Genomic DNA, 24912 nt, shown 5'->3' with positions numbered 1-24912 from the left:
CGTTATCCTCTTAAGAATTATTGGATTGCTTGACGAGATACTGGCTGTATTGAAAAATACGCTCCAGCGATTTCTTGCGGATATGAGGCTCATCAAATTTCATCGGTTTGGCATTCGCCTCGAAGAACCAGATCTTGCCGTCCATATCCACGCCGAGATCCAGCGACATCTCACCAAGCACATGACCCGCTCCACGCTCGATCTGCCGCGCCATAAGCAGGGCGCCTGACTTGACCCGGTTCATCATACCCGGTGTAAGCTCACGGCCGAAGACAAGCGTCAGCAGCTCTTCAGGATCTTCGACGCTCCCGCCTTGAGGCACATGGGTTGTAATTCTCCGGTGACCTGCCTGCCTCGCTCCGATTCCGGTGACAAGCCACTGCCCTTTGCCGTTCTTCTGTACGAGGACGCGAAGGTCGAACTGCCGTCCATTATGGGACACCAGCTCGATTCCTTCCTGGACAATATAGTTGGTCAGCCCGATCTCGCTGCTGATTCTTCTCCAGATTACGGAGAGAGAGGAGGATTTGATCACCATTATTTTGCGGGGAGACTGGATGGTCAGCTGCAGGGGACTCGGTTCATTATCCACATATTTCAGTCTCATAATGCCCTTGCCTGCCTTGCCGCTCACAGGCTTGAGATACAGATTCGGATAGCTCCGGATCATGCTTGATAGAGACCTGTACCCGGTCAGCTTCTTGGTGGCAGGAATGAACGACTTGGTTGAGGGAGATTTCCTCAGCCAGGCGAACAGCTCCCACTTATTGAAGAAGAACGGATTGAACAGATGAATATCGGGGTGGGCGAGACAGGCTTCTATTTTTCTGCGGACCGCTGGCTTCTCTTCGTTCTTGCGCTGCGGGATCCGGTTATAGATGACATTCGGAAGAGGGAACCACTGCTCTTCCCAGAGCTTCTTCTCCTGTATAAAGGTATAACCGAGCACCTTATTGCCGGATAGCTTCAGATCTTTTGTCGTCACGACAAAAACGGGGATATCCAGATCCTTGCCTGTCTTGACGATATCACGGAAGTTCTTGCGGTTGCCCTGGAATCGCTTGTATTTGTCGTAGCTCGTTAGAATAGCGAGGATCGGTGTATGTTCCTGCTGCGGCCAGCCAATCATACGCCTTCCCTCCGGCGGAATTTGCTTAAGTACAAGCAGTGTTCCAGAATGTGCTCAACCGAAGCTTTGCCTTCTGCCCGGAGCAGAGGATGACGGAAGATCGAGCGTCCAGGCTTCGCGTTGGCTTCGAACATCCAGATGTTCTCGTCTTTATCAATACCGAAGTCAAAACCGATCTCGCCAATTAAATGCTGGTCGCGGCTCTCGATGGCCTCGGCTATCGTAATGGCGGTCTTCTTGGCCTTGTTCAGCACCTCCTCGCCTTTAGGACCGAACACACGGCTAAGTGCCTGCTGGGGTGTGAGCAGGGATCCCCCATTCTTGAGATGGGTGGTTACACTGCCTTTCCCGGCTTTCTTGGCGCCAATGCCAACGACAACCCACTGATTCTTGCCGTTCTTGTGCATATGAAAACGAAAATCGAGCGGGCAGGCATCAATCTCGATGAGGCGGATTCCCTGCTGAACCACATAACTGCGCAGTGTGCGGCCGTGCCGGCTCTGCAGGGTCTTGATCAGGCTGCCAAAAGTGGCGAAACGCTGCAGGACATTTCCCTTCGTATTGCGGTAGCGGGCATAATACCCTCGTTTGGGTACATAAGATAACCTGTATATTCCTTTTCCGAGACTTCCAGCCGAAGGCTTATAATACACGAAGGAATGCCGGTCCAGCATATCCTTGATCTGTTCGGGAGCCGGATTCATATGAGACTCGGGGATGTGCTGGGCAGCCAAAGGATCGTTCTCGAGCAGACGGTAGATATCTGATTTGTTGAAGAAGCTCCAATTGAAGAAGGGGATTCTCTTGCGGATGAACCGCTCCCTCAGCTGGTTGATCGGAGAGGTTGTCTCGGCCCGTCTGCTCGGGAGACGGTTGTAGACCACATCAGGCAGCGGCACCCGTCTCCTCGTGAACCGATCTGTCTCGGTTAGGAAATAACCGTTGACGGTCTCATCCTGCCAATCAATATCACGTGGGGTGAAGGCGAAAATGTAAGACTGATTGCTGCCTTCACGCAGCAGCTGCTTGATGAACCCGGTTCGTGAGCCAAAAGGGTTGATCAGCGAGCTGCTGCCGTCTGACAGTATGCCGATAAGCGGCCCAAGCTGGACTTCCCCGGCATCCAGATTGCGGAGAAAGACCCCGCCCGACATCGGCACCTTAATCCCCTTTCTTACGCCTGAAGCAAGGTACAGGTGATTCCCCTGTTTGTTAATCGGCTTAACGAGAGCCGGAATGCGTTCGCCCCCGAGTCTGAGCTTCACTGACTTTTTGCCCGATAGCTTAAGGCTCTTCATCAATGCGCCAGAGACGTAGACAATCTTTTGGGGCTGCTGCGTGAAATGAACATTACAAAAGGTCATGCTCATGAATTTACCCTCCTAAGTTGCCGGAGCCATAGATAGCGGGCGTACAAAATCGGATTTTCTATCGATTTGAAGGCGCTCATCTGGTCCCCGATTTGAAAAAAAGCGGAACGTCCGGGTTTGGAGTTCACTTCGATAATCCATACGCGGCTCTCCCGGTCGATCCCGAAGTCAATGCCTAGCTCAGCCAGACGGCCGAAGCAGCTCTCCAAATATTCGGGAATGTCAGCGGACAGACGCCGGAGTGTACCGAGTATGGAGGCAGACGCGGACTCCCCGAATTCCCGGGTCAAATAACGGTCTGCCTGCACCGCTGTTCCGCCCCCATGCAGATTGGAAGTTACTGAGTCCTGCTCACCCAGCCGCACTGCCATGCCGGTTAAGCTCCAGCGGCCGGATTCGTTCTTCTGCATCAAGACACGCACATCAAAGGGTCTGCCATCCGTGCTGGTCAGCTGCAAGTAAGGCTGGATGATAAAGGTACGCTTCCCTATGAAACGGTCGATCCAGGCCGCGCCTGTCTCCCAATCTTGAAAATGCTTATGAAATAGAACATTATTCCTGTCCCTGCCTGTCAGCATCAGATGTTGATGTTCGTTCACGAGACGCACATGCAGGGTCAGCTTGCCATGTGTTCCGCTGTGTGGCTTGAGAAACACCTCGTTATTATGCTGAAGCAGCCATCTTGCAAGCTGAATGGAGCTGCTATACTTGGCCGTTCTGGGGAGATGCGGCAGGAAGCTCTCTTGGCGCTTCAGGCTTTGGTAGACATTCCATTTCCCGGATAAGCCTCTGGCCAGATACTGCAGCGGCCGGCCGTCTTCGGTCAGTCGGTCCAGCCTTTGGCGTGTGAGCTGAAGCTGGCAGGGATCCCGGTGGCTTACCCGGTCATATATGATGTCGGGCACTGGAAAAGAACCGCTCAGCCAATTCCCTCTGATGTACTGATACCCTTCGATGCCCGGTCCGCTGTCAAGGATTCCTTCCTCGGTAAATACATAGACCTTTAAGTGATGACGGGCTCCAGCCAGGGTAAGCCTGCGGCAGAAAGCAGTCTCGCCAAAAGGGGGTGACAGATTCGGCTTCGCGGACACCATCACACCCATCATGCTGGTCATGCTGCTTGCTGCTGGAGTGAACAGCTGCTTCATAACAGGTTCCCTCCCTTAAGAGCTGGACAGATAGGTGGCATAATCAATCATCCGCTTGACAGATGGCCGAACTTTACCGCTGGCAAGCGGAGTGTTGTCATTCTTGGATGGTTTGGAATTGACTTCAAGCAGCCAGACCTTCCCGGCTGTATCCATGGCCAGATCGATTCCGAGTTCTCCGAAATGAGCGGGGATGTGGGCTTCAATCCCTGCGGCAATATCCAGAGCGGCCTTCTTCAGACGGACGCCGGCTTTCGCTTTGATGTCTGCCGGAAGTGATGTTTTGGCAACCGCTTCTTTGACGGTGCTTAATGTACCTCCCCGGGCAAGATTGGACACATAGTGCTGGTTCCCCGCGATCCGGGCAACAATGGAAGTAATCTCCCAATTGCCAAGCCGGTTCTTCTGAACCAGCGCCCTGAAGTCAACCGGTCTACCTGTCAGATTGATGAGCGTAAGCCCTTGCTGTATCTGATAGCGGGTGGTCTTCATCTTGCCGGAGAGCGAGGAGAAGAGCTTCGACAGCGATTCGAAGTTCTGTCTGCGCGTTCCTCCGACCTGGGTTGCTAGTGTCTGATAGGTTCCTTCAGGATTTCTGGAGATCCGGATAATTCCTTTGCCAAGACTGCCTCTAATCGGCTTAAGGAATACGGCGGGGTAACGGCTGCACATACTCTTCAGCATGGCGTAATTGCGGAACAAGTGAGACTCTGGAAGATAACGCAGCAAGGCCGGATCGGTCTTCAATGCATCGAAGACTTCGGTTTTGTCCAGAAACTTTTCATTGAAAAAGTGGCTGCCGTAACGGGATTTTACTTCTTTCAAGAAATGCTGTACGCTAGGTTTGTTCTCGAGCTTGCGGGAGGTTAACCGATTGTAGAAGACATCGGCTGCGGGAAGCTCCGCCTGGCGCCAGCCGTCACTGTATACCCAGCCCTTGATATGATCCGGGTCGGGTCCGATGTGATCTGTGGTGAAGAAGTAAGCATAGGCCCCCTGCTTCTTGCAGGCATGGATCATTTCCCGGCAGAACATCGTGATTGAACCAAAGGGTCTCTCGGGTGAATCTGGATAATCCCGGCTGATCAGTACGCCGATGAGCGGTCCGAGCCGCAGCAGCGAAGCACTGCGCTTGAAGGTTAGCTGCAGGGCAGGCTTTGAGAAGATGCCCATTCTATACGCCAGCCCTTGGCTGATTCGGATACCGGCATACCTGGGGAGAGATAGAACTTTGACGCCCTGCTTGAACGATCCGAAGGAAAGCTGAAGATAACGGTTTGTTGGGATTTTCCACCGCCTAACCATCATTTCCCCTAGGATTATGGTATCTTCGTCCAGCAGGCCTGGATTCATGATCTGTACCAATACTTTTTTGGAGGACATGAAGTGGATCTCCTTCCAACCGCAACTAGATGAATGTACAGAATGTATGGAATATGCTTCATTCATTCTGCCGGAGAAGGGGTTCTGCGGAATGCATGTAATTCACTATATGAGGACATATATCCCTTGGTGATTGCGCCTTTTTCCAAGGACGAACTGTTTTGCATTTATACGACTTATGTAAGACGAAGTTGAGAATTAGAGACCAATCAGGAGGAATGAACAGATGAATATTTACGATAAGGCACACGAATTGGCACAAGCTCTGAAGGACAGCCAGGAAGTACAGGAGATTACTGCGGCAGTTAAGCTTATTGATGCTGATCCGGAGAGCAAGCGGATGCTTGATGAGTTCCGTAACCGTCAGAATGAGCTTCAGCAGCGGATGATGTCTGGCGATATGCCTTCGCCTGAAGAGATGGAGAACATGGAGAAGCAGTTCGAGGTGCTCAGTCTCAACCTGAATATCCGCCGCTTGTTCGATGCGGAACGTCGTCTGAGCGTGATTATCCAGGATGTTAACAAGATTATCGCTGACAGCCTGCAGCATTTGTACGGCGCTCACATGTAATTTTTTTGTGCAGCTAGTCTCATATTTCGGACATCTCCTTCATAGAGTAGAAATATAGATTAAGAGACGAAGGAGATGCTGCTGTAATGATGAGACAGAACAAGTGGAAGAATGTGTTGTATCTGATGGTCGCCTTGGGGATGCTTCTCTATGCCCTGCCTATGATTTCATTCAAACCGGATGCGGGCTGGGTGTCCATATTCGGCATGGTCTGGGCCGCGTTCGCCTTTCTGGTGATTGGTGCCCATCTGCATTTCATTCTGGGTGTGGATGCCGAGAAGCAGCGGGCGCTGGATCAGGTCCGCAAGGCGAAGCTGATGGAATGGCAGCGGAAATGGCCGCGGGAGAAGGAAGAAAGTCAAGGGTTGTAAGCAAGACGGCTCGATCCGGTGAACTGAACCAGCCTGTACCAAAAAGAGCCCTGGTCAAGACCCCATTTAGTAGACATTAAAAAAACACCTAGGCTGCAAACTGGCGTCGGTAGTCTACCGGCGTCAGTTTATCTAATTTACGCTGTGGTCGTCTTCGGTTGTAAAATCGTATGTATTTCTCGATTCTTCTTTGTGCCTCAGCCATTTTTCGGATATCATAAGGATAGAGTCCTTCCGTTTTGAGATGCGAGAAGAAGCTCTCCATAGAGGCGTTGTCTAGACAATTGCCCCGGCGTGACATGCTGATTTGGGCGCCAACCTTTGGCAGCATGTCGTGGTAAGCATGAGACGTGTACTGGAATCCCTGGTCGCTGTGAACGACCAATCCGGTCACGTCTTTTTGCTTGGCAAATGCTTTGGCAAACGTCTGTAGAACCAACTCATTGTCGTTACGTTCGCTCAGCTGGTAGGCAACAATTTCGTTGTTGAACAGATCTTTTATTGCTGAAAGATACAGCCAGCGTTCACCTACACGGTATTGGGTCACATCCGTCACCCATTTCTGGTTTGGTTTTTCCGCTGTAAAGTCTCGCTTCAGTAAGTTCTCTGCTACTCGTTCCCCAGTTTGGTACGCAGGGCTTACCCGGCGTTTACGGCGAATACTGGCCTGAATGCCGAGTTTTTGCATAAGACGCAATACCTTCTTGTGGTTCATCCAAATGCCGTCATCCTTCCACAAGAACAATTGGAGCTGGCGGTACCCGTATTTTCCTTCGTAACGCTTGTAGACTTTACGGATTTGTTGTTTGGCTTCGGCGTCGCGGTCGTTTCCCTTTCGCTTCAAATAGGCATAGTAACCGCTTTTGGAGACGCCAAAGAGTTGGCATAAGTCTGCAATTTTCCCTAGAGTTGCCGCTTTCTCGATGAGCTTAAAGCGTTCTTCCTTGCCTCCTGCATCCAGATTTCCAAGCACTTTTTTAACATGTCATTCTCCCGCTTGAGCTTTTGGACATACCGGTCTTGATCGATATATTCTTTCCGCCTTCCCCGCTGATCTAACAGGCCATACTCACCTAGTTCCCGGTATTTTCGCATCCACCGCTTCATTCGATCTTTGTCCTGAATGCCCAGATGTTCGTTGATTTCCCGATATGTCCATTTCTCCTCAACGTGAAGCCGAATCGCCTCTAACTTTAATTCTTCCGAATACTGTTTGAGTTTCTGTCCTTTAATCGCCATAAAAATGCACCCCTTAGAATTCATCGGAATAACCAGGGGTTTTTCCAATGTCTATTCTAAGGGGTGCACTTCACCCTTCGCAGGGTTCTTTTTGATACTAATAAAAAAAGTTAATTGTTAATGTTTAATTCCCTTTGAGCTCTAAGCTCCTCGTATTCTTTAATGAGCTGATCAACGGGATTTTTATTTTCTTTGAGGTCCTTTTCTATTTGGGCCAACTTAATCTTTTTCCCCGCAAGAATCTCAGCGGCTTTGGCGTACTCTTCACCGTACTTCGGATCATTACTCAGGGTTGCATAGTACCCTTTGGTAGCCAGAACATCTTTCAGGGCTCTTAGATCCTCCTCAAGCTGAATTCTGGAATCTACGGGATTAATTGTGGACTCCAGAGCTGCAGCTTCCAAACCCGCTTCCTTTACTTTGCGTCCCTGCTCAACGGCCGCGTTGATGTCTTCAGGTGTCTGAGCTGGCATAGCTTCTAACTTGGATTTGACAGCCGCTTCTGCCTGCTTGAGATCTGCCAATATTTCTTTATTGCTAAGTTCATCGGCAGTGGAAATGCTTGTGGCTGATAAGCCGGCAGTGAGTACGACAGCCGCACAAACTGCTATGGCAATATTTTTCTTGATTCTACGCATCTTTTATAACCTCCAATTAAGTGGTTCTGTAAGTAGGCTGACGGATTTATTGGCATCCGATGATGATTTGACTTGATATAATTTCTCTATGTCTTCGCTATGTATGCCACCGCTGTAAGCATACGTATCTAGTATATATTGATAGCAGCCTGTTGTTCCACAAAAGCGGTGCTGGCGTGAATTCGGGATATTTCCAGCAGAGTTCATAGGTGACTTCTTACGGAGTCATTTTTTTGTACACGCACAGCGGTGTGTATTTTATAAAATAACGTTGTATAATAGATACAGAATAGTACAGATTTGATCGGAGGGTATAACAGTTGGAAGGGCATGAAGAGTCAATTACCAAGCATGAGCAGCTGCTTCAGCATATAGAAGGACTTAAGATCGGGACCAAAATCTCGGTTCGCAAGCTGGCCAAGCATCTCGGGGTGAGCGAGGGCACAGCTTACCGGGCTGTGAAGGAAGCCGAGAATCTGGGGATCGTGATTACCAAGGAGCGGATCGGGACGGTCCGGGTGGAGAAGAAGCCCCGGAATATCTCGGAACAGCTCTCGTTCGGCGACGTGGTGGATATTGTGGAGGGCCATGTGCTCGGAGGCGCGGAGCAGGGACTGCAGAAGACGCTTCATAAATACGTGATCGGCGCCATGAAGATTGACGCCATGGCCCGTTATATCGACGCGGGCAGCCTGCTCATCGTGGGGAACCGGGAGGATGCGCACTTCCTCGCTTTGGAGCAGGGAGCAGGAGTGCTTATCACCGGCGGCTTCGGGACCAGCCGCGAGGTGAAGCAGCTGGCTGATCAGCTGTCGCTGCCGATTATCTCTTCCAGGCACGACACGTTCACGGTAGCCTCCATGATTAACAGAGCGATCTTTGACCGTCTGATTAAGAAAAAGATTATGCTCGTCGAGGATATTATCTCCTCCAGAGTCAGAGTCAGCACGCTGAAGGTGAACAGCAACGTGTCTGATTTCGAAGAGCTGGCCAAGGAGACTGGCTATCAGAGATTTCCTGTTGTGGATGAGTGGAACCGGGTTATCGGCATTATCAGCCGCAAGGATGTGGAAGATATGCCCGGCGAATCAAGTATTGAGAAGCTGCTCACCCGGCACCCTATAACAGCAGGCATGCAGACTTCACTCGCCTCAGCCGCACAGATTATGATGTGGGAAGGGATCGACTTCCTGCCGATCGTGGACCGTAACCGCAAGCTGATCTCCTCCGTCACCCGGAAGGAAGTGCTGCAGGCGATGCGTGATGCGCGCAATCAGCCTCAGCTTGGCGAGACCTTTGAGCACTTAATGTGGAATGGATTCGCTGAAGAGCGGGGAGAGGATGGACGGTTATTTTTCCACGGGATGATCACACCCCAAATGTCCACGGATCTGGGGACCATCTCGCAAGGCGTGTTAACGGCGCTGCTGAGTCAAGCTGGACTTAGTGCGGCGAAGGATGTAAGCGGGAATGACCATATTGTAGACAACATGACGACCTATTTCATCCGGCCGGTTCAGATTGAGAACCCGGTTGTTATCTCTCCCGTTGTTCTTGAGGTGAGCCGGCGGGCATGCAAGCTGGAGATCGCCATGACCCATCAGGACAGTCTGGTCGCCAAGGCGGTGATGACGCTCCAGTCTATTGACCATGCGTAAGCTCTAGGAAGATCTGCGGGTGTAGGCACTGATATTGCGCAGTCCCGCAAAAATATTGAACGCGCCAAGCACCATGAACAAGGCTCCAATGACTACCCGCAGGGTGGAGCCTGTGAACATGAACATCTGGATGACCGACAGCACAATAAGCATCACGCCCATGCTGACATTGTTCTTAGCCGCATTCAGGCCCCGTACATTCGGCTCTGTAGAGCGCCGGGAGCGAAAGCTGAAATAGACAGAACATACACAAGCAACGATCAGTACAGCATAGAGAATGTATTCAATAACCTCAATCATGTCGTAGAGCAGCTCCTTTATAAGTGGACATTCTGTATTGATTGTAACATGAATGATCGGGGGATGAACTAGAGATGTTGGAATACTGCTAGATACGGATATGCGGCTTCACCTCAATCCAGATCTGGAGAATGCCTTCGCTGACCAGCATGGTTTTGATCTGCACGGCATATTCCTTGTCGCGAACCATATAGATTTTGCGGTTAAGAAAGGTTCTTGCCATCTTGGCGTCTGTGTCAATCTCATACATGCTCCGTCCGCGTAGGACCTGCAGCTCCTGCTGCAGCTTCTGGACGATCCCTTTGGCCGCCACCGGATCAAGTGGATGCTCGCCATCCTCCACCCGGATTTTGATAGACTTGATCACCGTCTGGCGCTTGCTGAATTTCTTCATCGTCTTCAGTTCATCCAGAGACTGGCTCAATTCGATCTGGAGATCCTTGTTCTCAATCCACAGCTGGTTGTAGCTTAGGTGAAAAATGCTGTTATAGATGACCGCGCCAACCACCATTCCGATGATAAAAACAGAGGTCATCCTGGCAAAGGTCCGGACACGTTCATTCGGCTTCCCGCTCATCCAGCCCTCATCCTTTCCCCCCGCCGCAGACCCATTTCACAAGCTCAGATCCCAGATGGGCCCCGATAAAAGCAAACAGCAGGAAGAGAATCTGCTTGATTACCGGAGATAGATTCCCGTCAAAAAAGTTACTCTCAATGACTCTCATCGGGTCAATGGTTCCGCCGATCGCCGCGGCCAGCGCCCAAATCTTGATCCGGTCCGATACATCCAGCATCGTCTGAGTGGGCGGCTGAAGCGAGACAACGGCTCCGATGCCCCCTAACAGCGATCCGCCAAGCACAATTCCGAATGCTATAAAAAAGTCCAGCAGTGCTTTACTAATAAAAGTACTCACGCCTATACGCCCCGCTTTCTTATCCATGTTCAGAGCTCTTGGTAGAGCTTCGCTTGTCCGGCAGTTCCCTTACCATTGTATGGGCGCTTCGAAGCCGTCTATGATAAAATATTGATTATAAATATTATTTTTTTGAGAAGAAAAGAGAACCCGCCTGATGTGACGGAGGAAGGAAACCTGCGTATGGACAATTTTGTTCACCTGCATGTGCATAGTGAATATAGTCTGCTGGATGGCGCGGCCAGAGTGGAAGATCTGGTCAAGACGGCAGCAGGCTTCGGAATGAAGGCACTTGCGCTGACCGATCATGGCGTGATGTATGGGGCTGTGCCCTTTTATAAATTATGCAAGGCAAATGGGATCAAGCCGATCCTGGGATGTGAGGTATACTTCACGGCAGGCTCCCGTAAGGAGCGGGGCAGCCGCAAGGATCAGCCCATCTATCATCTGATCCTGCTTGCCAAGAATATGACAGGTTACAAGAACCTGATGAAGCTGGTCTCGATTGGCCATCTGGAAGGCTTCCATTACAAACCTAGAATCGATTGGGAGGTTCTTAGTGAATACAGCGAGGGAATCATTGCGCTAAGCGCTTGTCTTGGCGGAGAAGTCCCCCAGCACCTGCTGCATGGAAGATACGAGGAGGCCAAAAGGGCCGCCCTTCGCTATAAATCTGCCTTCGGCGACGACTTCTATCTAGAGCTTCAGGATCATGGACTGACTGAACAGAAGAAGGTCAATCCACTGCTGGTGCAGCTGGCGGAAGACACGGGCGTCCAGCTGGTTGCGACGAATGACGTCCATTATCTGGAGAAGAAGGATGCCGAGGTCCAGGACGTGCTCATCTGTATTGGTACAGGAAAGTCGGTGGATGACGAAGAACGGTTCAAGATTCCTACGGACCAGCTGTATCTGAAGGATTCCCAAGGCATGCAGGCTTTGTTCCCGCATATCCCGGAAGCGATCAGGAACACTTCCGTTATCGCAGAGAAATGCGAGCTTGAGCTTGAATTCGGGCGTCACATTCTTCCCGCTTACCGTCCAATCCCGGAAGGGAGATCAGCCGGGAGTTACTTGGCTGAACTTTGTCAAGAAGGTCTGTCCGCCCGCTATCGCCATTCAGAGCGATGGACCGATGCCGGGCTGAAAAGAGAGCTTGAGGAGCGGCTCGAATATGAGCTTGGTGTAATTGAAAGCATGGGATTCTCGGATTACTTCCTGATTGTGTGGGATTTCATCGCCTACGCGCACCGTAACGGCATCGCTACCGGTCCGGGCCGCGGATCCTCCGCAGGCAGTCTGGTGGCTTATGTCCTCAAGATTACAGATGTGGATCCGATGAAGTATCATCTGCTCTTCGAACGTTTTCTTAACCCGGAGCGGATAACCATGCCGGATATTGATATTGACTTCAGTGACGAACGCCGGGACGAGGTCATTGCCTACGTTGTGGACAAGTATGGTACGGGACATGTGGCCCAGATTATTACCTTCGGTACGATGGCAGCCCGCGCGGCGGTCAGAGACGTGGGCAGAGCTCTGAACGTTCCGTTCGGGGAGGTCGACAAGGCGGCCAAGCTGATTCCCGGAAATCTGGGTATCAGCATTCAGCGCGCTCTGGAGATGAGTCCCGACCTGAAAGCAATGTACGAATCGCAGCCCCGGGTGAGAGGTCTTCTGGATATGGCCAAGAAGGTGGAAGGCATGCCGCGTCATGCCTCAACTCATGCGGCGGGTGTCGTGATTTCACGTGATCCCTTGACGGACGCCGTCCCGCTGCAGGAAGGCAGTGAGACAACGGCGCTGACCCAGTATTCAATGGAGAGTCTGGAATCAATCGGGCTTCTGAAGATGGATTTTCTGGGTCTCCGGACGTTGTCCATTATTGAGCGCTGTCTGCGCTGGATTCAGGAGCAGACCGGTGAACAGCTGGATTTCCACCTCATTCCGGATCATGATCCCCTGACTTATGAGCTGCTTGGCCGCGGAGAGACAACCGGAGTGTTCCAGCTGGAGTCCGCCGGGATGCGGCGGGTGCTGAGAGAGCTGAAGCCATCGGAATTTGAAGATGTTATTTCGGTCCTGGCCCTGTACCGCCCGGGTCCCATGGAGTTCATCCCCAAGTATATTGGCGGCAAGCACGGCCTTGTGGAGGTGGAGTATCCGCATCCGGATCTGGAGCCGCTGCTTGCCGATACGTACGGGATTATCGTATACCAGGAGCAGATTATGAAGATCGCCTCTTCTATGGCGGGCTTCTCTCTCGGGGAAGCGGACCTGCTCCGCAGGGCTGTCTCGAAGAAGAAACGTGAAGTGCTGGACGAGCAGCGGGAGCACTTTGTCTCCGGCAGTCTGAAGATGGGCTACAAGCCGGAGGATGCCAATGCGGTCTACGATATGATTGTCCGGTTCGCGGACTATGGCTTCCCGCGCGCCCATGCGGCCGCTTATGGAGTGCTTGCTTTCCAGACTGCCTATCTGAAGGCTCATTATCCCGTTCATCTCATGGCATCCATGCTTACCGCGGTGATGGGCAGCCACAGGAAGGTGGCTGAGTATATCGTCGAATGCCGGAGAATGAGCATCAAGGTGCTGCCTCCGGATGTGAACTACAGCGGGGTGCTGTTCACCCCGCAGCCTGCGGAAGAGCCTGGAGGGCATGGAGTTATCCGGTTCGGACTCGCGGCCATCAAGAATGTGGGCACCCAGGCTATGGAAAGTATTCTGCGTGTCCGTAAGGAACGTCCTTTTGACAGCCTGCTTGATTTCTGCCGCCGGGTAGACCTGAGGGTATGCAACAAGCGCGTTATTGAATCCCTGATCCAGGGCGGCGCCTTCGATGCCCTGCCAGGTCACCGGGCCCAGCTGCTTGCGATGCTGGATGAGACTGTAGAAGCCGCGCTCAAATGGCGCAAAGAACGGGATGATCTGCAGATCCAGCTGTTCGATTTCGTGGAGACGCCGAACTGGGATATTGAGTATCCCGATATTCCGAAATTCAGCATTGTGCAGCAGCTGGACTTCGAGCGTGAGCTGCTGGGCTTGTATCTGTCAGGCCATCCGCTGGATGATTATGATCATCTGCTGGACGCGGACGGCGTCGACCGGCTGATGAACCTCGTGGAAGCGCCTGATGAGAGCAAGACAGTCGTTGCGGGCATGGTCGTATCGGTCAAGACCATCACGACCAAGCAGGGCAAAGCGATGGCCTTCATGGAGCTTGAAGACCAGATCGAGCGCTGCGAGGTCGTGCTGTTCCCGGAGGTGTGGAGCCGCAGCCGCGCCCTGATTGAGAAGGGCGCTCTGCTTGCCCTGCGCGCCACCGTGCAGCAGCAGGACGAGGGCTTCAAGCTGCTCGCTGACGAGATCGCCCCGCTGGGCGAGGAGGCGCTCGAGCAGCTCCGGCGCAGCCAGCGGGCCCGCGCCCAGCAGGGCGCGCGGACGCCGGGCAAGGCCCCGGCGTCCGCGCGCGCAAGCGCCGCGGCGCAGCCCGCGCGGCGCCCTGAACCTCCGCAGCCGCAGCGCAGCAGCGCGGCCGCGGCAGGTTCTCCCGGCGCCGCCGCGCAGGCGCCGGGCAGCTCCGGGAAGACCCCTGCGGGGCAGCGGGTCTTCATCAAGATTGCGGCCGCGGCGGAGCACGCGGCCATGCTGGAGCAGCTCAAGGAGCTGCTCCAGCAGCACCCGGGGCCTATGGCCACGGTGCTGTTCTATGAGAGCTCACAGAAGCTGCTTGCGCTGAGCGATCGCTACAAGATCAAGCCTTCGCCTGAGCTCTTCGGAGAGATTGAGCAGCTGCTCGGTCCGCAGACCGTAAGAGTGAGGTAGGGGCGGGGAGTGTAGCGCCTGTATGCAGGCTGCGGATCAGGCTGTGCTTAAGGAATATATCCCGGCCAAGCCGGCATAGAATGGCTCGTGCAGCTGTATGGGTGGTGGAGCCTGGACCCTTATACCGGGCTCAGCCGCTGTACCCCTCTGTTGCGGGAAAATTGAAGATTATGTTATCATTACTCTATTATACGGGCTCAAAACTGAACGCTAGGGGGCTTTGGAAGAGGACATGTGGACAGTAATGTATATTGCGCCTACCGCGAAGATTGCGGAAAGGATTAAACACAAGCTTATGGAAGAAGGCTTTCTTGTCCAAACACGTCCTGTCAATTTATCCAAACAGCAGTTTGAAATTCTGGTACCTTCCGGGGAACTTGAAGAAGTGCAAGAAGTACTCAATTCCATCTTGCGTCCATGAGATTAGGGTGAGGCAGGATGATGCTATATAGGATTTACTGTGCAAGATGCGGCAGAGCAAATTAATGGCTGGAGAGGTGTAGTGGTGTTTAAAGACTTATTCCAGAAAAAGAGGAAGTACGCGACCCTTCCGTCAGAAAGACTAGGTCGTGACACGGCTGCAGATCAAGGAGAACGCCCGAGACGTGAAATTCCTGAAGGGCTGATGAATAAATGCGGCAGCTGCGGAGTTATTCAGTACAGCAAAGAGCTGGACAAGAATCTCAAGGTGTGTCCTAACTGTGGCTATCATATGCGCCTGAACGCCATGGAACGGATTCAATACGTTCTCGATGAAGGCAGCTTTGTGGAATACGATGAAGATCTGGTGTCAGAGGACCCGCTCGGGTTCCCGGGATATGCAACGAAGCTGGAGCAGCAGACCCTGAAGTCAGGACTGCGCGAAGCCGTAGTGACCGGACAGGGCACGATCTCGGAACTGCCTGTTGTTGTGGCTGTAATGAGCTTTGACTTTTTCACCGGAAGTATGGGTTCTGTTGTTGGGGAGAAGATTACCCGGGCTATTGAAGCTGCGACAGAGAGCCGACTTCCGCTTATTATTTTCTCCACTTCGGGCGGGGCCCGGATGCAGGAGAGCATACTCAGCCTCATGCAGATGGCCAAGACAAGCGCGGCGCTGTCCCGGTTCAATGAGCAGGGCGGTCTGTATATTTCGGTGATTACGGATCCGACAACCGGAGGCGTTTCCGCCAGCTTTGCTATGCTTGGAGATATCATCATCGCCGAGCCGGGGGCCGTGTTTGGTTTTGCCGGCCGGATCGTTATTGAGCAGACCATTCGCCAGAAGCTGCCGGATGACTTCCAGACAGCGGAATTCAACCTTCAGCACGGCCAGCTTGACCTGGTTGTGCACCGCAAGGAAATGAAGAGCACACTAGCCAAGCTGCTGGAGCTGCACAATGTGAAAGGAGGAGTATAGGTGGCGGGAGAAATGCCCTTTGAAACGCCTCTTGTGGAGATGCGCAAGAAGATTGACGAGCTGAAGCAGTTCGGGGACGAGAAGGGAATTGATTTCAGCGATGAGATCACTCGCCTGGAAGAACGGTACCGGGAGCTCGAAGAGGGAATTTACAGTGCGATTTCCCCTTCCCAGAAGATGCATCTGGCCAGAAATCATCAGCGTCCGACTTCACTTGACTTCATTCAATTGATCTTCACCGATTTCATTGAGCTTCATGGAGACCGGATATTCGGGGATGACCTTGCCATTGTAGGCGGTATTGCCAAGCTGAATGACACGCCTGTCACCGTTCTCGGTCAACAGCGCGGGAAGGACACCAAAGATAACATTGCCCGTTTCTTTGGCAGTCCGCACCCGGAAGGGTTCCGCAAAGCGCTGCGTCTGATGCAGCAGGCTGAGAAATTCGGTCGTCCGATTATTACCTTTATTGACACCAAAGGGGCTTATCCCGGAATTACGGCAGAAGAGAGAGGCCAGTCCGAAGCGATCGCCCGCAACCTGCGGGACATGGCGTCCCTTCGCGTGCCTGTCATCTGTGTGGTGATTGGTGAAGGGGGAAGCGGAGGCGCGCTCGCTCTGGGTGTAGGGAACCGCGTGTTGATGCTTGAGAATGCCATCTATTCCGCGATCTCTCCTAATGGAGCCGCATCTATTCTGTGGAAGGACGCGTCCAAGGCCGATCAGGCAGCAGAAGCCATGAAGATTACAGCGAAGGATCTGCTTGAGATGGAAGTGATTGAAGAAATTGTGCCTGAACCAAAGGGCGGTGCCCATAAGGATTATGAGGCTGCTGCGGACAGCATCAAAGCTTCAATTGTACGTCATCTTGACGAATTGAGAGCCAAGACAGCGGACGAGCTCCGCGAAGAGCGCTACCAGAAATTCCGCAAAATCGGGAAATTTGGCATAGCAAAGAAATAAAGCTAAACTTATTATAGATTTTGTCCAGCTGGGTAATGATTAATATGACAAAGTTCCTATACAAATTATCAATTATGTAGTAGATTTAATTGTTGGAAAAAGAAGATAAAGAGAGAAACCCTAAAACGGAGGAAACCCAAATGCGTAAAACGAAAATTGTATGTACTATCGGTCCTTCCAGTGAGTCTTTGGAGAACACGAAGAAACTGATTCTTGCGGGTATGAACGTGGCCCGTCTCAACTTCTCCCACGGAGATTTTGAAGAGCACGGCAACCGGATTAAGACTATTCGTCAAGCCAGCGAAGAGCTTGGAAAGTCTGTTGCCATCCTGCTTGATACCAAAGGTCCAGAAATCCGTACCGGTAAATTGGCTGTTGAGCCGATTGAATTGGTACAAGATGAGTTCATCACTTTGACTACTGAAGAAATTCTTGGAGACAAGGATCGCATCTCAGTAACTTACAGTGAACTTCCAAATGACGTTGAAGTAGGGTCCACTATTTTGATCGATGATGGTCTGATCGGCCTTACCGTTGTAGACATTCAAGGCACTGAGATCAAATGCCGCATTGTCAATGGCGGAACCATCAAGAGCAAGAAGGGTGTCAATGTACCGGGCGTACATATCTCTCTGCCGGGTATTACTGAGAAGGATGCGAATGACATCGTTTTCGGTATTGAGCAAGGTATCGACTTTATCGCTGCTTCCTTTGTACGTAAAGCCAGTGACGTTCTTGAAATTCGTGAGCTTCTTGAGAAGCACAACGCCACATATATTCAAATCATCTCCAAAATCGAGAACCAGCAGGGTGTCGATAACTTGGATGAAATATTGGAAGTGTCCGACGGACTGATGGTAGCCCGTGGTGACCTTGGTGTTGAGATCCCAGCGGAAGATGTGCCTCTGGCTCAGAAGACCATGATCGAGAAATGTAATCGTGTAGGCAAGCCTGTAATTACAGCAACCCAAATGCTGGATTCCATGCAGCGCAACCCGAGACCAACACGCGCGGAAGCGAGTGACGTGGCGAATGCGATCTTTGATGGTACGGATGCAATTATGTTGTCAGGTGAGACGGCTGCTGGTAAATATCCGGTTGAATCTGTGCTGACCATGTCCCGTATTGCTGAGAAAGCAGAATCTGCTTTGAAATATCGCGAGATTTTCGAGAAGCAGAGCCATGCTCAACAAACTACGGTGACGGAAGCGATCAGCCAGGCTGTGGCGAATTCCGCTCTTGATCTGAACGCGAAGGCGATCATCACTTCCACAGAGACTGGATATACAGCACGTATGGTATCCAAGTATCGTCCGAAATCGCCAATTATTGCGGTAACTACCGTTGACCAGACTATGCGTCGTCTTGCACTTGCATGGGGCGTTACCCCGGTTAAAGGCACACAAGCCTCATCTACAGACGAGATGTTTGGCTATGCTATGCAAGGTGGAGTTGAATCTGGCCTTGTTAAAGAGGGAGACCTGGTAGTTATTACTGCGGGTGTTCCACTGGGTCGTTCCGGTTCAACCAACTTGGTGAAAATCAGTCAAATTCAAGGCTAATCCCTAATTAAATTGGGAACATACACAAAGCAATGGAGCAACCGGCAGCGGCGAACCATTGCTTTTTGTTATAGTGGGGATATGGAACTAAACCTGAGAACAATCAGATAGGAGAGCGAAATGGGCACACAACATCGAGGCGCGGATAAAAGCAGCCGCTGGTTCAAGGCAGAGCTTCGGGTACGGTATCAGGAGACGGATCAGATGTCAGTTGTCTACCACAGCAACTATCTGGGCTGGTTCGAGATTGGAAGGACCGAGATGATCCGCCAGCTGGGATATGACTACAGAGCCATTGAGCAGGAAGGTGTTCTGCTCCCGGTTATTGATGCGAATCTGCAGTTCAAGCTTCCTGCACATTATGATGATCAGATTTCCGTCTTCACGAGAGTCACTTCTTTCTCCCCGCTCCGGCTGGGGTACGCTTATGAAATAAGACGCTTCCGGAACGCTGGGAATGGCTCAGGCGAAATAATCGGGGATTCGGATCAGCTGCCCGGTGAATTGCTCGTAACAGGCTCTACAAGCCACGTATGGGTCGATCTGGACTGGAAGCCGGTGCGGCTGGATAAAAAGCTGCCGAACCTGTACAATGCTCTTGATAGCATATTAACAAGGGCGTAAGCTTCAATAGATGGGTATAACTCATGTAAGAAGTCTGGCTTTCAGGAGAAGGGGCAATCTCATGCGTAAATGGGCATTCTTATGGATTTTAGTGATCGTATTTGTTGAGTTCTGGGTGTATTCCCTAGTAGGCGGGCGGATCGGGGTTGGCAAGACGATCTTTCTAACCGTGGCGACCTCTATAATCGGTGGGCTTATGGTTCAATTTGAAGGCCGTAAGGTTCTGGAGTCGGTTAAAGGACAGATGAATAATGGCCAGGTTCCTGGCCGTACGGTTGTGGATGGACTATGCATATTACTCGGAGGGCTGCTGTTGCTCATTCCCGGATTTGTGACGGATGCCATCGGTTTCACAATGGTGTTCCCCTTAACCCGGCCTATCTACAAAGTATTTCTAGTTAAATGGGTCGCCAAAAAAATGAAGGATGGCTCGATAACATTTTTCCGGCGTTAAGAAGAGCAACTGCTCCAAATAAGAAAGAAACCGTTCCTTTCATAGATGGTTGGTGGTGCTTCCATTCTATCAGGGGACGGTTTCTTTGTGTTTTATAGAAATTTAGAACCAGCAGCGAGGGGAGCAGCCTTAGTTCTCGGAGCCCCCCTAGTAACAAGCTGAATGCCTGCACAAAGGAAGGGCTCACCAAGGATAGTTCCATTTGTGCGGCATCTTGATGAAAAGGTCTCAGTGAAGCCGGCCATTGACAATATAGTTCCTCAGATCCCTGAATACATTGGCTCGGTTCACCGCCGAAATCACAACGAAGGCGACGGGGCCGATAATCAGGCCGAGAACTCCGAAGAGCTTGAGACCCACGAACATGCCAATCAGCGTAGGCAGGGGATCAAGTCCCACACTGCTGGCCAATACTTTTGGCTCGATTAACTGACGGGCAACCAGGATAATACCATAAAGTATAGACAGACCGATCCCAAGTCGGATATCTCCCGAGAGATAGGCGTATGTAAGCCAGGGGACCATAATTGTTCCCACGCCAAGATAAGGGAGAAGATCGACAAAGCCAATTAACAAGGCAAAGGTGAATGCGGAGTCTACTCCGAGAATCAGCAGCCCGATGAGGACAATGGCAGCGGTGATCGAGATCATGATGAATTGGGCACGCAGGTAACCGAACAGCGCCTTCTGAAGATCTCCCCATACATCCTTGGCTGTTTTGCGGAACGGAAGAGGAACCCAGCCTGTCATGGTTCGCATATGCCGTTCCCAGTTCTTGCTGATGAAGAAGGTAGCCAGCATGACCACGATCAGGATCACACCCAGGTTAGGCAGGGATGTCAGCAGGTTCACAATCCCGTTCAGGAATCCGGAGACAATCCGGGTCACCATGGAACTGATCGTCTCTGTGGTCCGGTTAATGTTCTGGTTAATGGTATGCTGGTAATCTGGATTGTTCCGAATGAACTTGTTGATCTCTCCAATAATATTCTGGATTCCATCGCTTTGAGCCCAATTGATAAAGAAAGATTTCCACTTCTCGATATGCAGATCGAATGACTGGGTAAGGTGAATCAGTTCTTTCACCGAACGGGTCACTACCGCGGAGAGGATAATGAAGGCCCCGCCAAAATAGACCAGAAGGCCGAGTGTGACCGCCAGCCACTTTGGCATCTTGACTCTCTTTTGCAGAAAGCGGATAAATGGGTTCATCGCATAGGCGATCAGCCAGGCAATCAGGAAGGGATATACCAGCGGAATGAGCCAATAGAATGCTAGTCCGATTAGAACGAGAGCCGCAATAACCCAGATCCCCCGAAGTAACCTTTTGAGTATAATATTGTCCAAGAAATCATTCTCCTTCAAGTAGGGTTGACTACTCTGCGAATGAACACGAAGGCCTGAGGCCAGCCTTTCATTCTTATCTATTAATTATGTTATAGTATGCAGGAAAAGACCGCCCAATGGCAATAGAAGGACGATCCAACAATGATGTAATCGCTTACAAAAAAATCTTTATTGTTGCGATAAAACAATTTAATTCAGAGTCAGGACTTTAAGTTGTTCCCTTGCTCCCTAAAATCCAGTATGATGAAATAAGGTTTCATCTGGTGTAACAGGGTCCATTGCACATCGTAATCTTATAATATTTTAAAATGTAAATGTTTACATTGGCTATTTACGGCTTAATATGCCCCATAAAGGAGAGATGTACTATGACAGCTACCAAAGGCCTGGAAGGTATTGTGGCTGCGGCTTCTTCTATCAGCTCTATCGAAGACGGCGTACTGGCTTACCGTGGAATTAATATCGATGAGCTAGCTGAACATGCCATTTTTGAAGAAGTGGCTTATTTGCTTTGGTACGGCAAGCTGCCGACGCAGTCTGAGCTTGGCGCACTTCAGCAGCAGCTTAGCGAATATGCGGCCATCCCTTCCGAGGTAATGGAACAGCTCAAACTGTATCCTCGCCATGCGAACACCATGGCTGCACTTCGCACGGGTGTATCCGCACTGGCTCTATATGACGAGACGGCAGGGGATATCAGTCATGAATCCACTCAGGACAAGGCAATCCGGCTGCAAGCTCAAATACCGACACTGATCGCGGCCTTTGACCGTATCCGTAAAGGGAAAGAGCCCATTGCGCCCAAGCAGGGTGTAAGCCTGGCGTACAACTTCCTGTACATGCTGTCTGGCGAAGAGCCGGATTCTGTTGCGGTTAAGGCTTTGGATCAAGCCTTGGTTCTGCATGCGGATCACGAGCTTAACGCGTCTACTTTCTCCGCACGGGTTACCGTGGCAACGCTATCGGATATATACTCCGGTGTGACCTCGGCAATCGGGACCTTGAAGGGGCCTCTGCACGGGGGTGCCAATGAAGCGGTGATGCATATGCTTTCGGAGATTGGCTCCTTGGATAAGACAGAGGAATATATCCAGCAGAAGCTGGATAACAAAGATAAGATTATGGGCTTCGGTCACCGCGTATACAAAAATGGCGACCCGCGTGCCAAGCATCTGCAGAAAATGTCCAGAGAGCTTAGTGAGCTGAAGGGAGACTCCACGCTCTATGAGATGTCGGTGAAGATTGAATCCCTGGTCACCTCGCAAAAGGGCCTGAAGCCGAATGTTGATTTCTACTCTGCCTCTGTATACACCATGCTGGGAATTGAGAAAGATTTGTTCACACCGATCTTTGCAATCAGCCGTCTGTCCGGATGGACAGCCCACATCGTGGAGCAGCTGGACAATAACCGGATTATTCGTCCACGCGCGGAGTACACGGGCCTATATAATCAGAGATATATCCCGATTGAATTAAGATAGTCTGGCAAGTTATGATAGAATAAGCGGAAGAGGTGGGAGCCGGCAGCTTTAGCGGTGGTCCCCCTCTTCATGTCTGAATACCGGAGACGGAACCTATAATCGTTAAGGAGGAACATGTAATTATGCCTAACTTTGAGAAATACAGCCTGCCTACCGAAGGTGATAAAATTGAAATTCAGAACGGAAAGCTGCAGGTGCCGAACCGTCCAATTATCCCGTTTATCGAAGGTGACGGCACAGGCCGCGACATCTGGAAAGCATCCGTTCGTGTTCTTGATGCAGCTGTAGAGAAAGCTTACAGCGGAGAGAAGAAAATTGCCTGGTATGAAGTGTTCGCGGGCGAGAAAGCGTTCAATACATATGGCGAGTGGCTTCCGGCCGACACGCTAACCGCGATTCGTGAATATATCGTAGCCATCAAAGGACCTTTGACTACGCCAATCGGCGGAGGAATCCGCTCTCTTAACGTGGCGCTGCGTCAAGAGCTGGACCTGTACGTATGTCTTCGTCCTGTCCGCTACTTTGACGGTGTGCCGTCTCCGGTGAAGCGTCCGGAGCTGGTTGACATGGTTATCTTCCGTGAGAACACAGAGGACATCTATGCGGGTATTGAGTACCAGGAAGGTACTGAGGAAGTGAAGAAGGTTCTCTCCTTCCTGCAGAATGAGATGGGCGTGAAGAAGATCCGCTTCCCGGAGACTTCCGGTATCGGCATCAAGCCTGTATCTGAAGAAGGCTCGAAGCGCCTTGTCCGCGCAGCAGTTCAATATGCCATTGATCATGGACGCAAGAGCGTAACGCTTGTTCACAAAGGCAATATCATGAAGTTCACAGAAGGTGCCTTCAAGAACTGGGGTTATGAAGTAGCTGAGCAGGAGTTCGGTGATAAAGTGTTCACTTGGGCACAGTACGACCAGATCAAGGAGCAATCCGGTGCGGACGCGGCGAATGCGGCACAGAAGGAAGCTCTCGATGCAGGCAAGATCCTCATCAAGGATGCGATTGCCGACATTGCCCTGCAGCAGGTTCTGACCCGTCCGACTGACTTTGATGTCATTGCAACCCTTAACCTGAACGGGGACTATCTGTCTGATGCCCTGGCAGCTCAAGTAGGCGGTATCGGTATCGCCCCGGGCGCGAACATCAACTATCTGACAGGCCATGCGATCTTCGAAGCTACCCATGGAACAGCGCCTAAATATGCTGATCTTGACGTAGTTAACCCGGGTTCGGTTATTCTGTCCGGCGTTATGCTGCTTGAGCATTTGGGATGGCAGGAAGCCGCAGACCTGATCTACAAAGGGCTTGAGACCTCTATTAATAACAAGACCGTTACTTATGACTTTGCCCGCCTGATGGAAGGCGCTACAGAAGTGAAGTGCTCGGAGTTCGCGGATCAAGTTATTAGTAACATGTAGGAGGCTGTCCATAGTGGGAATCCAACGCAAAAAAATTACGGTTGTGGGTGCCGGTTTCACCGGTGCGACTACAGCTCTGATGCTTGCGCAAAAGGAACTTGGCGATGTTGTCCTGCTGGACATTCCGCAGCTTGAGAACCCGACCAAAGGCAAGGCTCTGGATATGCTTGAAGCAAGCCCGGTTCAGGGCTTCGACAGCAAGATTACAGGTACTTCCAGTTATGAGGACGCCGCGGGCTCTGACATCGTGATTATTACGGCTGGCATAGCCCGTAAGCCGGGTATGAGCCGGGATGATCTGGTGAGTACGAATGCGGGGATTGTAGCTTCCGTCTGTGAGAATGTGAAGAAATACTGCCCTGATTCTATCGTAATGATCTTGAGCAACCCGGTTGATGCGATGACTTACGCGGCGTACCAGGCACTTGGCTTCCCCAAGAATCGTGTAATCGGTCAATCGGGAGTGCTGGATACGGCGAGGTACTGCACCTTTATAGCTCAGGAGCTTAACGTATCTGTAGAAGATGTCCGCGGCTTCGTTCTGGGTGGGCACGGTGATGATATGGTGCCGCTGGTCCGCTATTCCAGCGTAGGTGGAATTCCTATCGATACCCTGATCCCGCCAGACCGTATTAATGCGATTGTTCAGCGTACACGTGTAGGCGGGGGAGAAATCGTAAGCCTGCTCGGGAACGGCAGTGCGTATTATGCACCTGCGGCATCGCTTGTCCAGATGGCAGAAGCTGTCTTGAAGGATAAGAAACGCATTATCCCGGTTATCACACTGCTTGAAGGTGAGTATGGGTATCATGACTTGTTCCTTGGGGTTCCCGCTGTACTGGGCGGTAACGGAGTTGAAAGATTGTTTGAGCTTGAATTAACAGCCGAAGAGAAGGCAGCGCTTGATCAATCCGCTGAATCGGTGCGGAGTGTCATTAAGGTTGTTCAAGGCTAGTCTAATTGCGAGCCGCTGGAAGAGACGGCCTTTACCTGCAGAGATAGCAGGGTAGAGGCCGTTTTTTCTTGTGATTAGGTATCCATTGGCACTCGAGTCAGCGCAATACTGTGCCTGTAACCAGGCTTCCCTTTTCTTTGCTCTGAATTATGGATATAATAGA

General features: G+C 51.4%; 24 protein-coding genes. 13 read left to right on the top strand and 11 right to left on the bottom strand.

All coding sequences use genetic code 11. The features are described 5' to 3' along the window. Window positions 1-10: 10 nt before the first annotated feature. From LDO05_RS13810 to LDO05_RS13795, 4 genes are read right to left on the bottom strand one after another with little or no spacing between them, the layout of a single operon-like run. Window positions 11-1129: a YheC/YheD family endospore coat-associated protein gene (locus LDO05_RS13810; RefSeq protein ID WP_251375974.1), complete on the bottom strand. Its 1119-nt coding sequence runs from the start codon at window positions 1127-1129 to the stop codon at window positions 11-13. Continuing rightward, window positions 1126-2499 carry a YheC/YheD family endospore coat-associated protein gene (locus LDO05_RS13805; RefSeq protein ID WP_251375972.1) on the bottom strand — a complete coding sequence of 458 codons (1374 nt, stop codon included), beginning with the start codon at window positions 2497-2499 and terminating at the stop codon, window positions 1126-1128. The genes LDO05_RS13810 and LDO05_RS13805 overlap by 4 nt, the downstream gene beginning before the upstream one ends. Then, on the bottom strand, window positions 2496-3647 hold the full coding sequence (locus LDO05_RS13800; RefSeq protein ID WP_251375971.1) for a YheC/YheD family endospore coat-associated protein: 1152 nt from the start codon (window positions 3645-3647) through the stop codon (window positions 2496-2498). Before LDO05_RS13800 ends, LDO05_RS13805 begins: the two co-directional genes overlap by 4 nt. Window positions 3648-3662: 15 nt before the next feature. Further along, window positions 3663-5030, bottom strand: a complete 1368-nt coding sequence (locus LDO05_RS13795) for a YheC/YheD family endospore coat-associated protein (protein WP_251375970.1) — start codon at window positions 5028-5030, stop codon at window positions 3663-3665. Between the two features lie 226 nt (window positions 5031-5256). On the opposite strand from LDO05_RS13795, the gene LDO05_RS13790 reads away from it, so the two are divergent. Together LDO05_RS13790 and LDO05_RS13785 are read left to right on the top strand one after the other, a co-directional pair. Next, entirely contained in the window at window positions 5257-5601 is a 345-nt protein-coding gene (locus LDO05_RS13790; RefSeq protein ID WP_251375969.1) for a YlbF/YmcA family competence regulator, read from the top strand. A gap of 86 nt (window positions 5602-5687) precedes the next feature. Further along, the gene (locus LDO05_RS13785; RefSeq protein WP_251375968.1) at window positions 5688-5972 is read left to right on the top strand and encodes a hypothetical protein; all 285 of its coding nucleotides are present in this window, start codon (window positions 5688-5690) and stop codon (window positions 5970-5972) included. 88 nt (window positions 5973-6060) lie between these two features. On the opposite strand, the gene LDO05_RS13780 is transcribed toward LDO05_RS13785, so the two are convergent. From LDO05_RS13780 to LDO05_RS13770, 3 genes are all read right to left on the bottom strand, one after another. Continuing rightward, window positions 6061-6945, bottom strand: a complete 885-nt coding sequence (locus LDO05_RS13780; protein ID WP_251375967.1) for an IS3 family transposase — start codon at window positions 6943-6945, stop codon at window positions 6061-6063. Next, window positions 6876-7211 carry a transposase gene (locus LDO05_RS13775; protein WP_251375966.1) on the bottom strand — a complete coding sequence of 112 codons (336 nt, stop codon included), beginning with the start codon at window positions 7209-7211 and terminating at the stop codon, window positions 6876-6878. The genes LDO05_RS13780 and LDO05_RS13775 overlap by 70 nt, the downstream gene beginning before the upstream one ends. 110 nt (window positions 7212-7321) lie before the next feature. Then, window positions 7322-7849 carry a hypothetical protein gene (locus tag LDO05_RS13770; protein WP_251375965.1) on the bottom strand — a complete coding sequence of 176 codons (528 nt, stop codon included), beginning with the start codon at window positions 7847-7849 and terminating at the stop codon, window positions 7322-7324. 320 nt (window positions 7850-8169) lie between these two features. Here LDO05_RS13770 and LDO05_RS13765 point away from each other — a divergent pair, with 320 nt between their 5' ends. Next, entirely contained in the window at window positions 8170-9507 is a 1338-nt protein-coding gene (locus LDO05_RS13765; protein ID WP_251375964.1) for a DRTGG domain-containing protein, read from the top strand. Window positions 9508-9510: 3 nt separating this feature from the next. Here the strand turns inward: LDO05_RS13765 and LDO05_RS13760 are convergent, their stop codons facing one another. The 3 genes from LDO05_RS13760 to LDO05_RS13750 form a co-directional block, all read right to left on the bottom strand. Next, on the bottom strand, window positions 9511-9807 hold the full coding sequence (locus tag LDO05_RS13760; protein WP_251375963.1) for a YtpI family protein: 297 nt from the start codon (window positions 9805-9807) through the stop codon (window positions 9511-9513). 88 nt (window positions 9808-9895) lie between these two features. Beyond that, window positions 9896-10384 carry a sporulation membrane protein YtrI gene (locus LDO05_RS13755; RefSeq protein WP_251375962.1) on the bottom strand — a complete coding sequence of 163 codons (489 nt, stop codon included), beginning with the start codon at window positions 10382-10384 and terminating at the stop codon, window positions 9896-9898. 7 nt (window positions 10385-10391) lie between these two features. Next, a complete protein-coding gene (locus LDO05_RS13750; RefSeq protein ID WP_127199908.1) occupies window positions 10392-10721 on the bottom strand; it encodes a YtrH family sporulation protein in 330 nt (109 codons plus the stop codon). Window positions 10722-10904: 183 nt separating this feature from the next. Between LDO05_RS13750 and LDO05_RS13745 the strand changes: the two genes are divergently transcribed. From LDO05_RS13745 to LDO05_RS13715, 7 genes are all read left to right on the top strand, one after another. Further along, the gene (locus tag LDO05_RS13745; protein ID WP_251375961.1) at window positions 10905-14546 is read left to right on the top strand and encodes a DNA polymerase III subunit alpha; all 3642 of its coding nucleotides are present in this window, start codon (window positions 10905-10907) and stop codon (window positions 14544-14546) included. A 232-nt stretch (window positions 14547-14778) separates the two neighbouring features. Next, window positions 14779-14967 (top strand): glutamate decarboxylase, encoded by a 189-nt coding sequence (locus tag LDO05_RS13740; protein ID WP_251375960.1) that lies wholly within the window; start codon window positions 14779-14781, stop codon window positions 14965-14967. 84 nt (window positions 14968-15051) lie between these two features. Then, entirely contained in the window at window positions 15052-15945 is an 894-nt protein-coding gene (gene accD / locus LDO05_RS13735) for an acetyl-CoA carboxylase, carboxyltransferase subunit beta (RefSeq protein ID WP_251375959.1), read from the top strand. After that, on the top strand, window positions 15946-16908 hold the full coding sequence (locus LDO05_RS13730; protein WP_251375958.1) for an acetyl-CoA carboxylase carboxyltransferase subunit alpha: 963 nt from the start codon (window positions 15946-15948) through the stop codon (window positions 16906-16908). A gap of 140 nt (window positions 16909-17048) precedes the next feature. Continuing rightward, window positions 17049-18470: a pyruvate kinase gene (gene pyk / locus LDO05_RS13725; protein ID WP_251375957.1), complete on the top strand. Its 1422-nt coding sequence runs from the start codon at window positions 17049-17051 to the stop codon at window positions 18468-18470. Window positions 18471-18590: 120 nt separating this feature from the next. Then, window positions 18591-19094: an acyl-CoA thioesterase gene (locus LDO05_RS13720; RefSeq protein ID WP_251375956.1), complete on the top strand. Its 504-nt coding sequence runs from the start codon at window positions 18591-18593 to the stop codon at window positions 19092-19094. A gap of 61 nt (window positions 19095-19155) precedes the next feature. Continuing rightward, complete coding sequence (locus LDO05_RS13715; RefSeq protein WP_251375955.1) at window positions 19156-19548, top strand: FxsA family protein; 393 nt, start codon at window positions 19156-19158, stop codon at window positions 19546-19548. Window positions 19549-19776: 228 nt separating this feature from the next. On the opposite strand, the gene ytvI is transcribed toward LDO05_RS13715, so the two are convergent. Beyond that, window positions 19777-20895 (bottom strand): sporulation integral membrane protein YtvI, encoded by a 1119-nt coding sequence (gene ytvI, locus LDO05_RS13710; RefSeq protein ID WP_251375954.1) that lies wholly within the window; start codon window positions 20893-20895, stop codon window positions 19777-19779. Between the two features lie 368 nt (window positions 20896-21263). Here ytvI and LDO05_RS13705 point away from each other — a divergent pair, with 368 nt between their 5' ends. The 3 genes from LDO05_RS13705 (at window position 21264) to mdh (ending at window position 24749) form a co-directional block, all read left to right on the top strand. Continuing rightward, a complete protein-coding gene (locus LDO05_RS13705; protein WP_251375953.1) occupies window positions 21264-22376 on the top strand; it encodes a citrate/2-methylcitrate synthase in 1113 nt (370 codons plus the stop codon). Between the two features lie 122 nt (window positions 22377-22498). After that, entirely contained in the window at window positions 22499-23794 is a 1296-nt protein-coding gene (icd, locus tag LDO05_RS13700) for an NADP-dependent isocitrate dehydrogenase (protein WP_251375952.1), read from the top strand. A gap of 13 nt (window positions 23795-23807) precedes the next feature. Continuing rightward, the gene (gene mdh, locus LDO05_RS13695) at window positions 23808-24749 is read left to right on the top strand and encodes a malate dehydrogenase (protein ID WP_251375951.1); all 942 of its coding nucleotides are present in this window, start codon (window positions 23808-23810) and stop codon (window positions 24747-24749) included. Window positions 24750-24912: the final 163 nt, after the last annotated feature.

This window comes from Paenibacillus sp. YPG26 (genome assembly GCF_023704175.1).
Classification (GTDB): Bacteria; Bacillota; Bacilli; order Paenibacillales; family Paenibacillaceae; genus Fontibacillus.
Note: the sequence above shows the minus strand (reverse complement) of the source record. Positions and strands in the feature narration are given on the sequence as shown.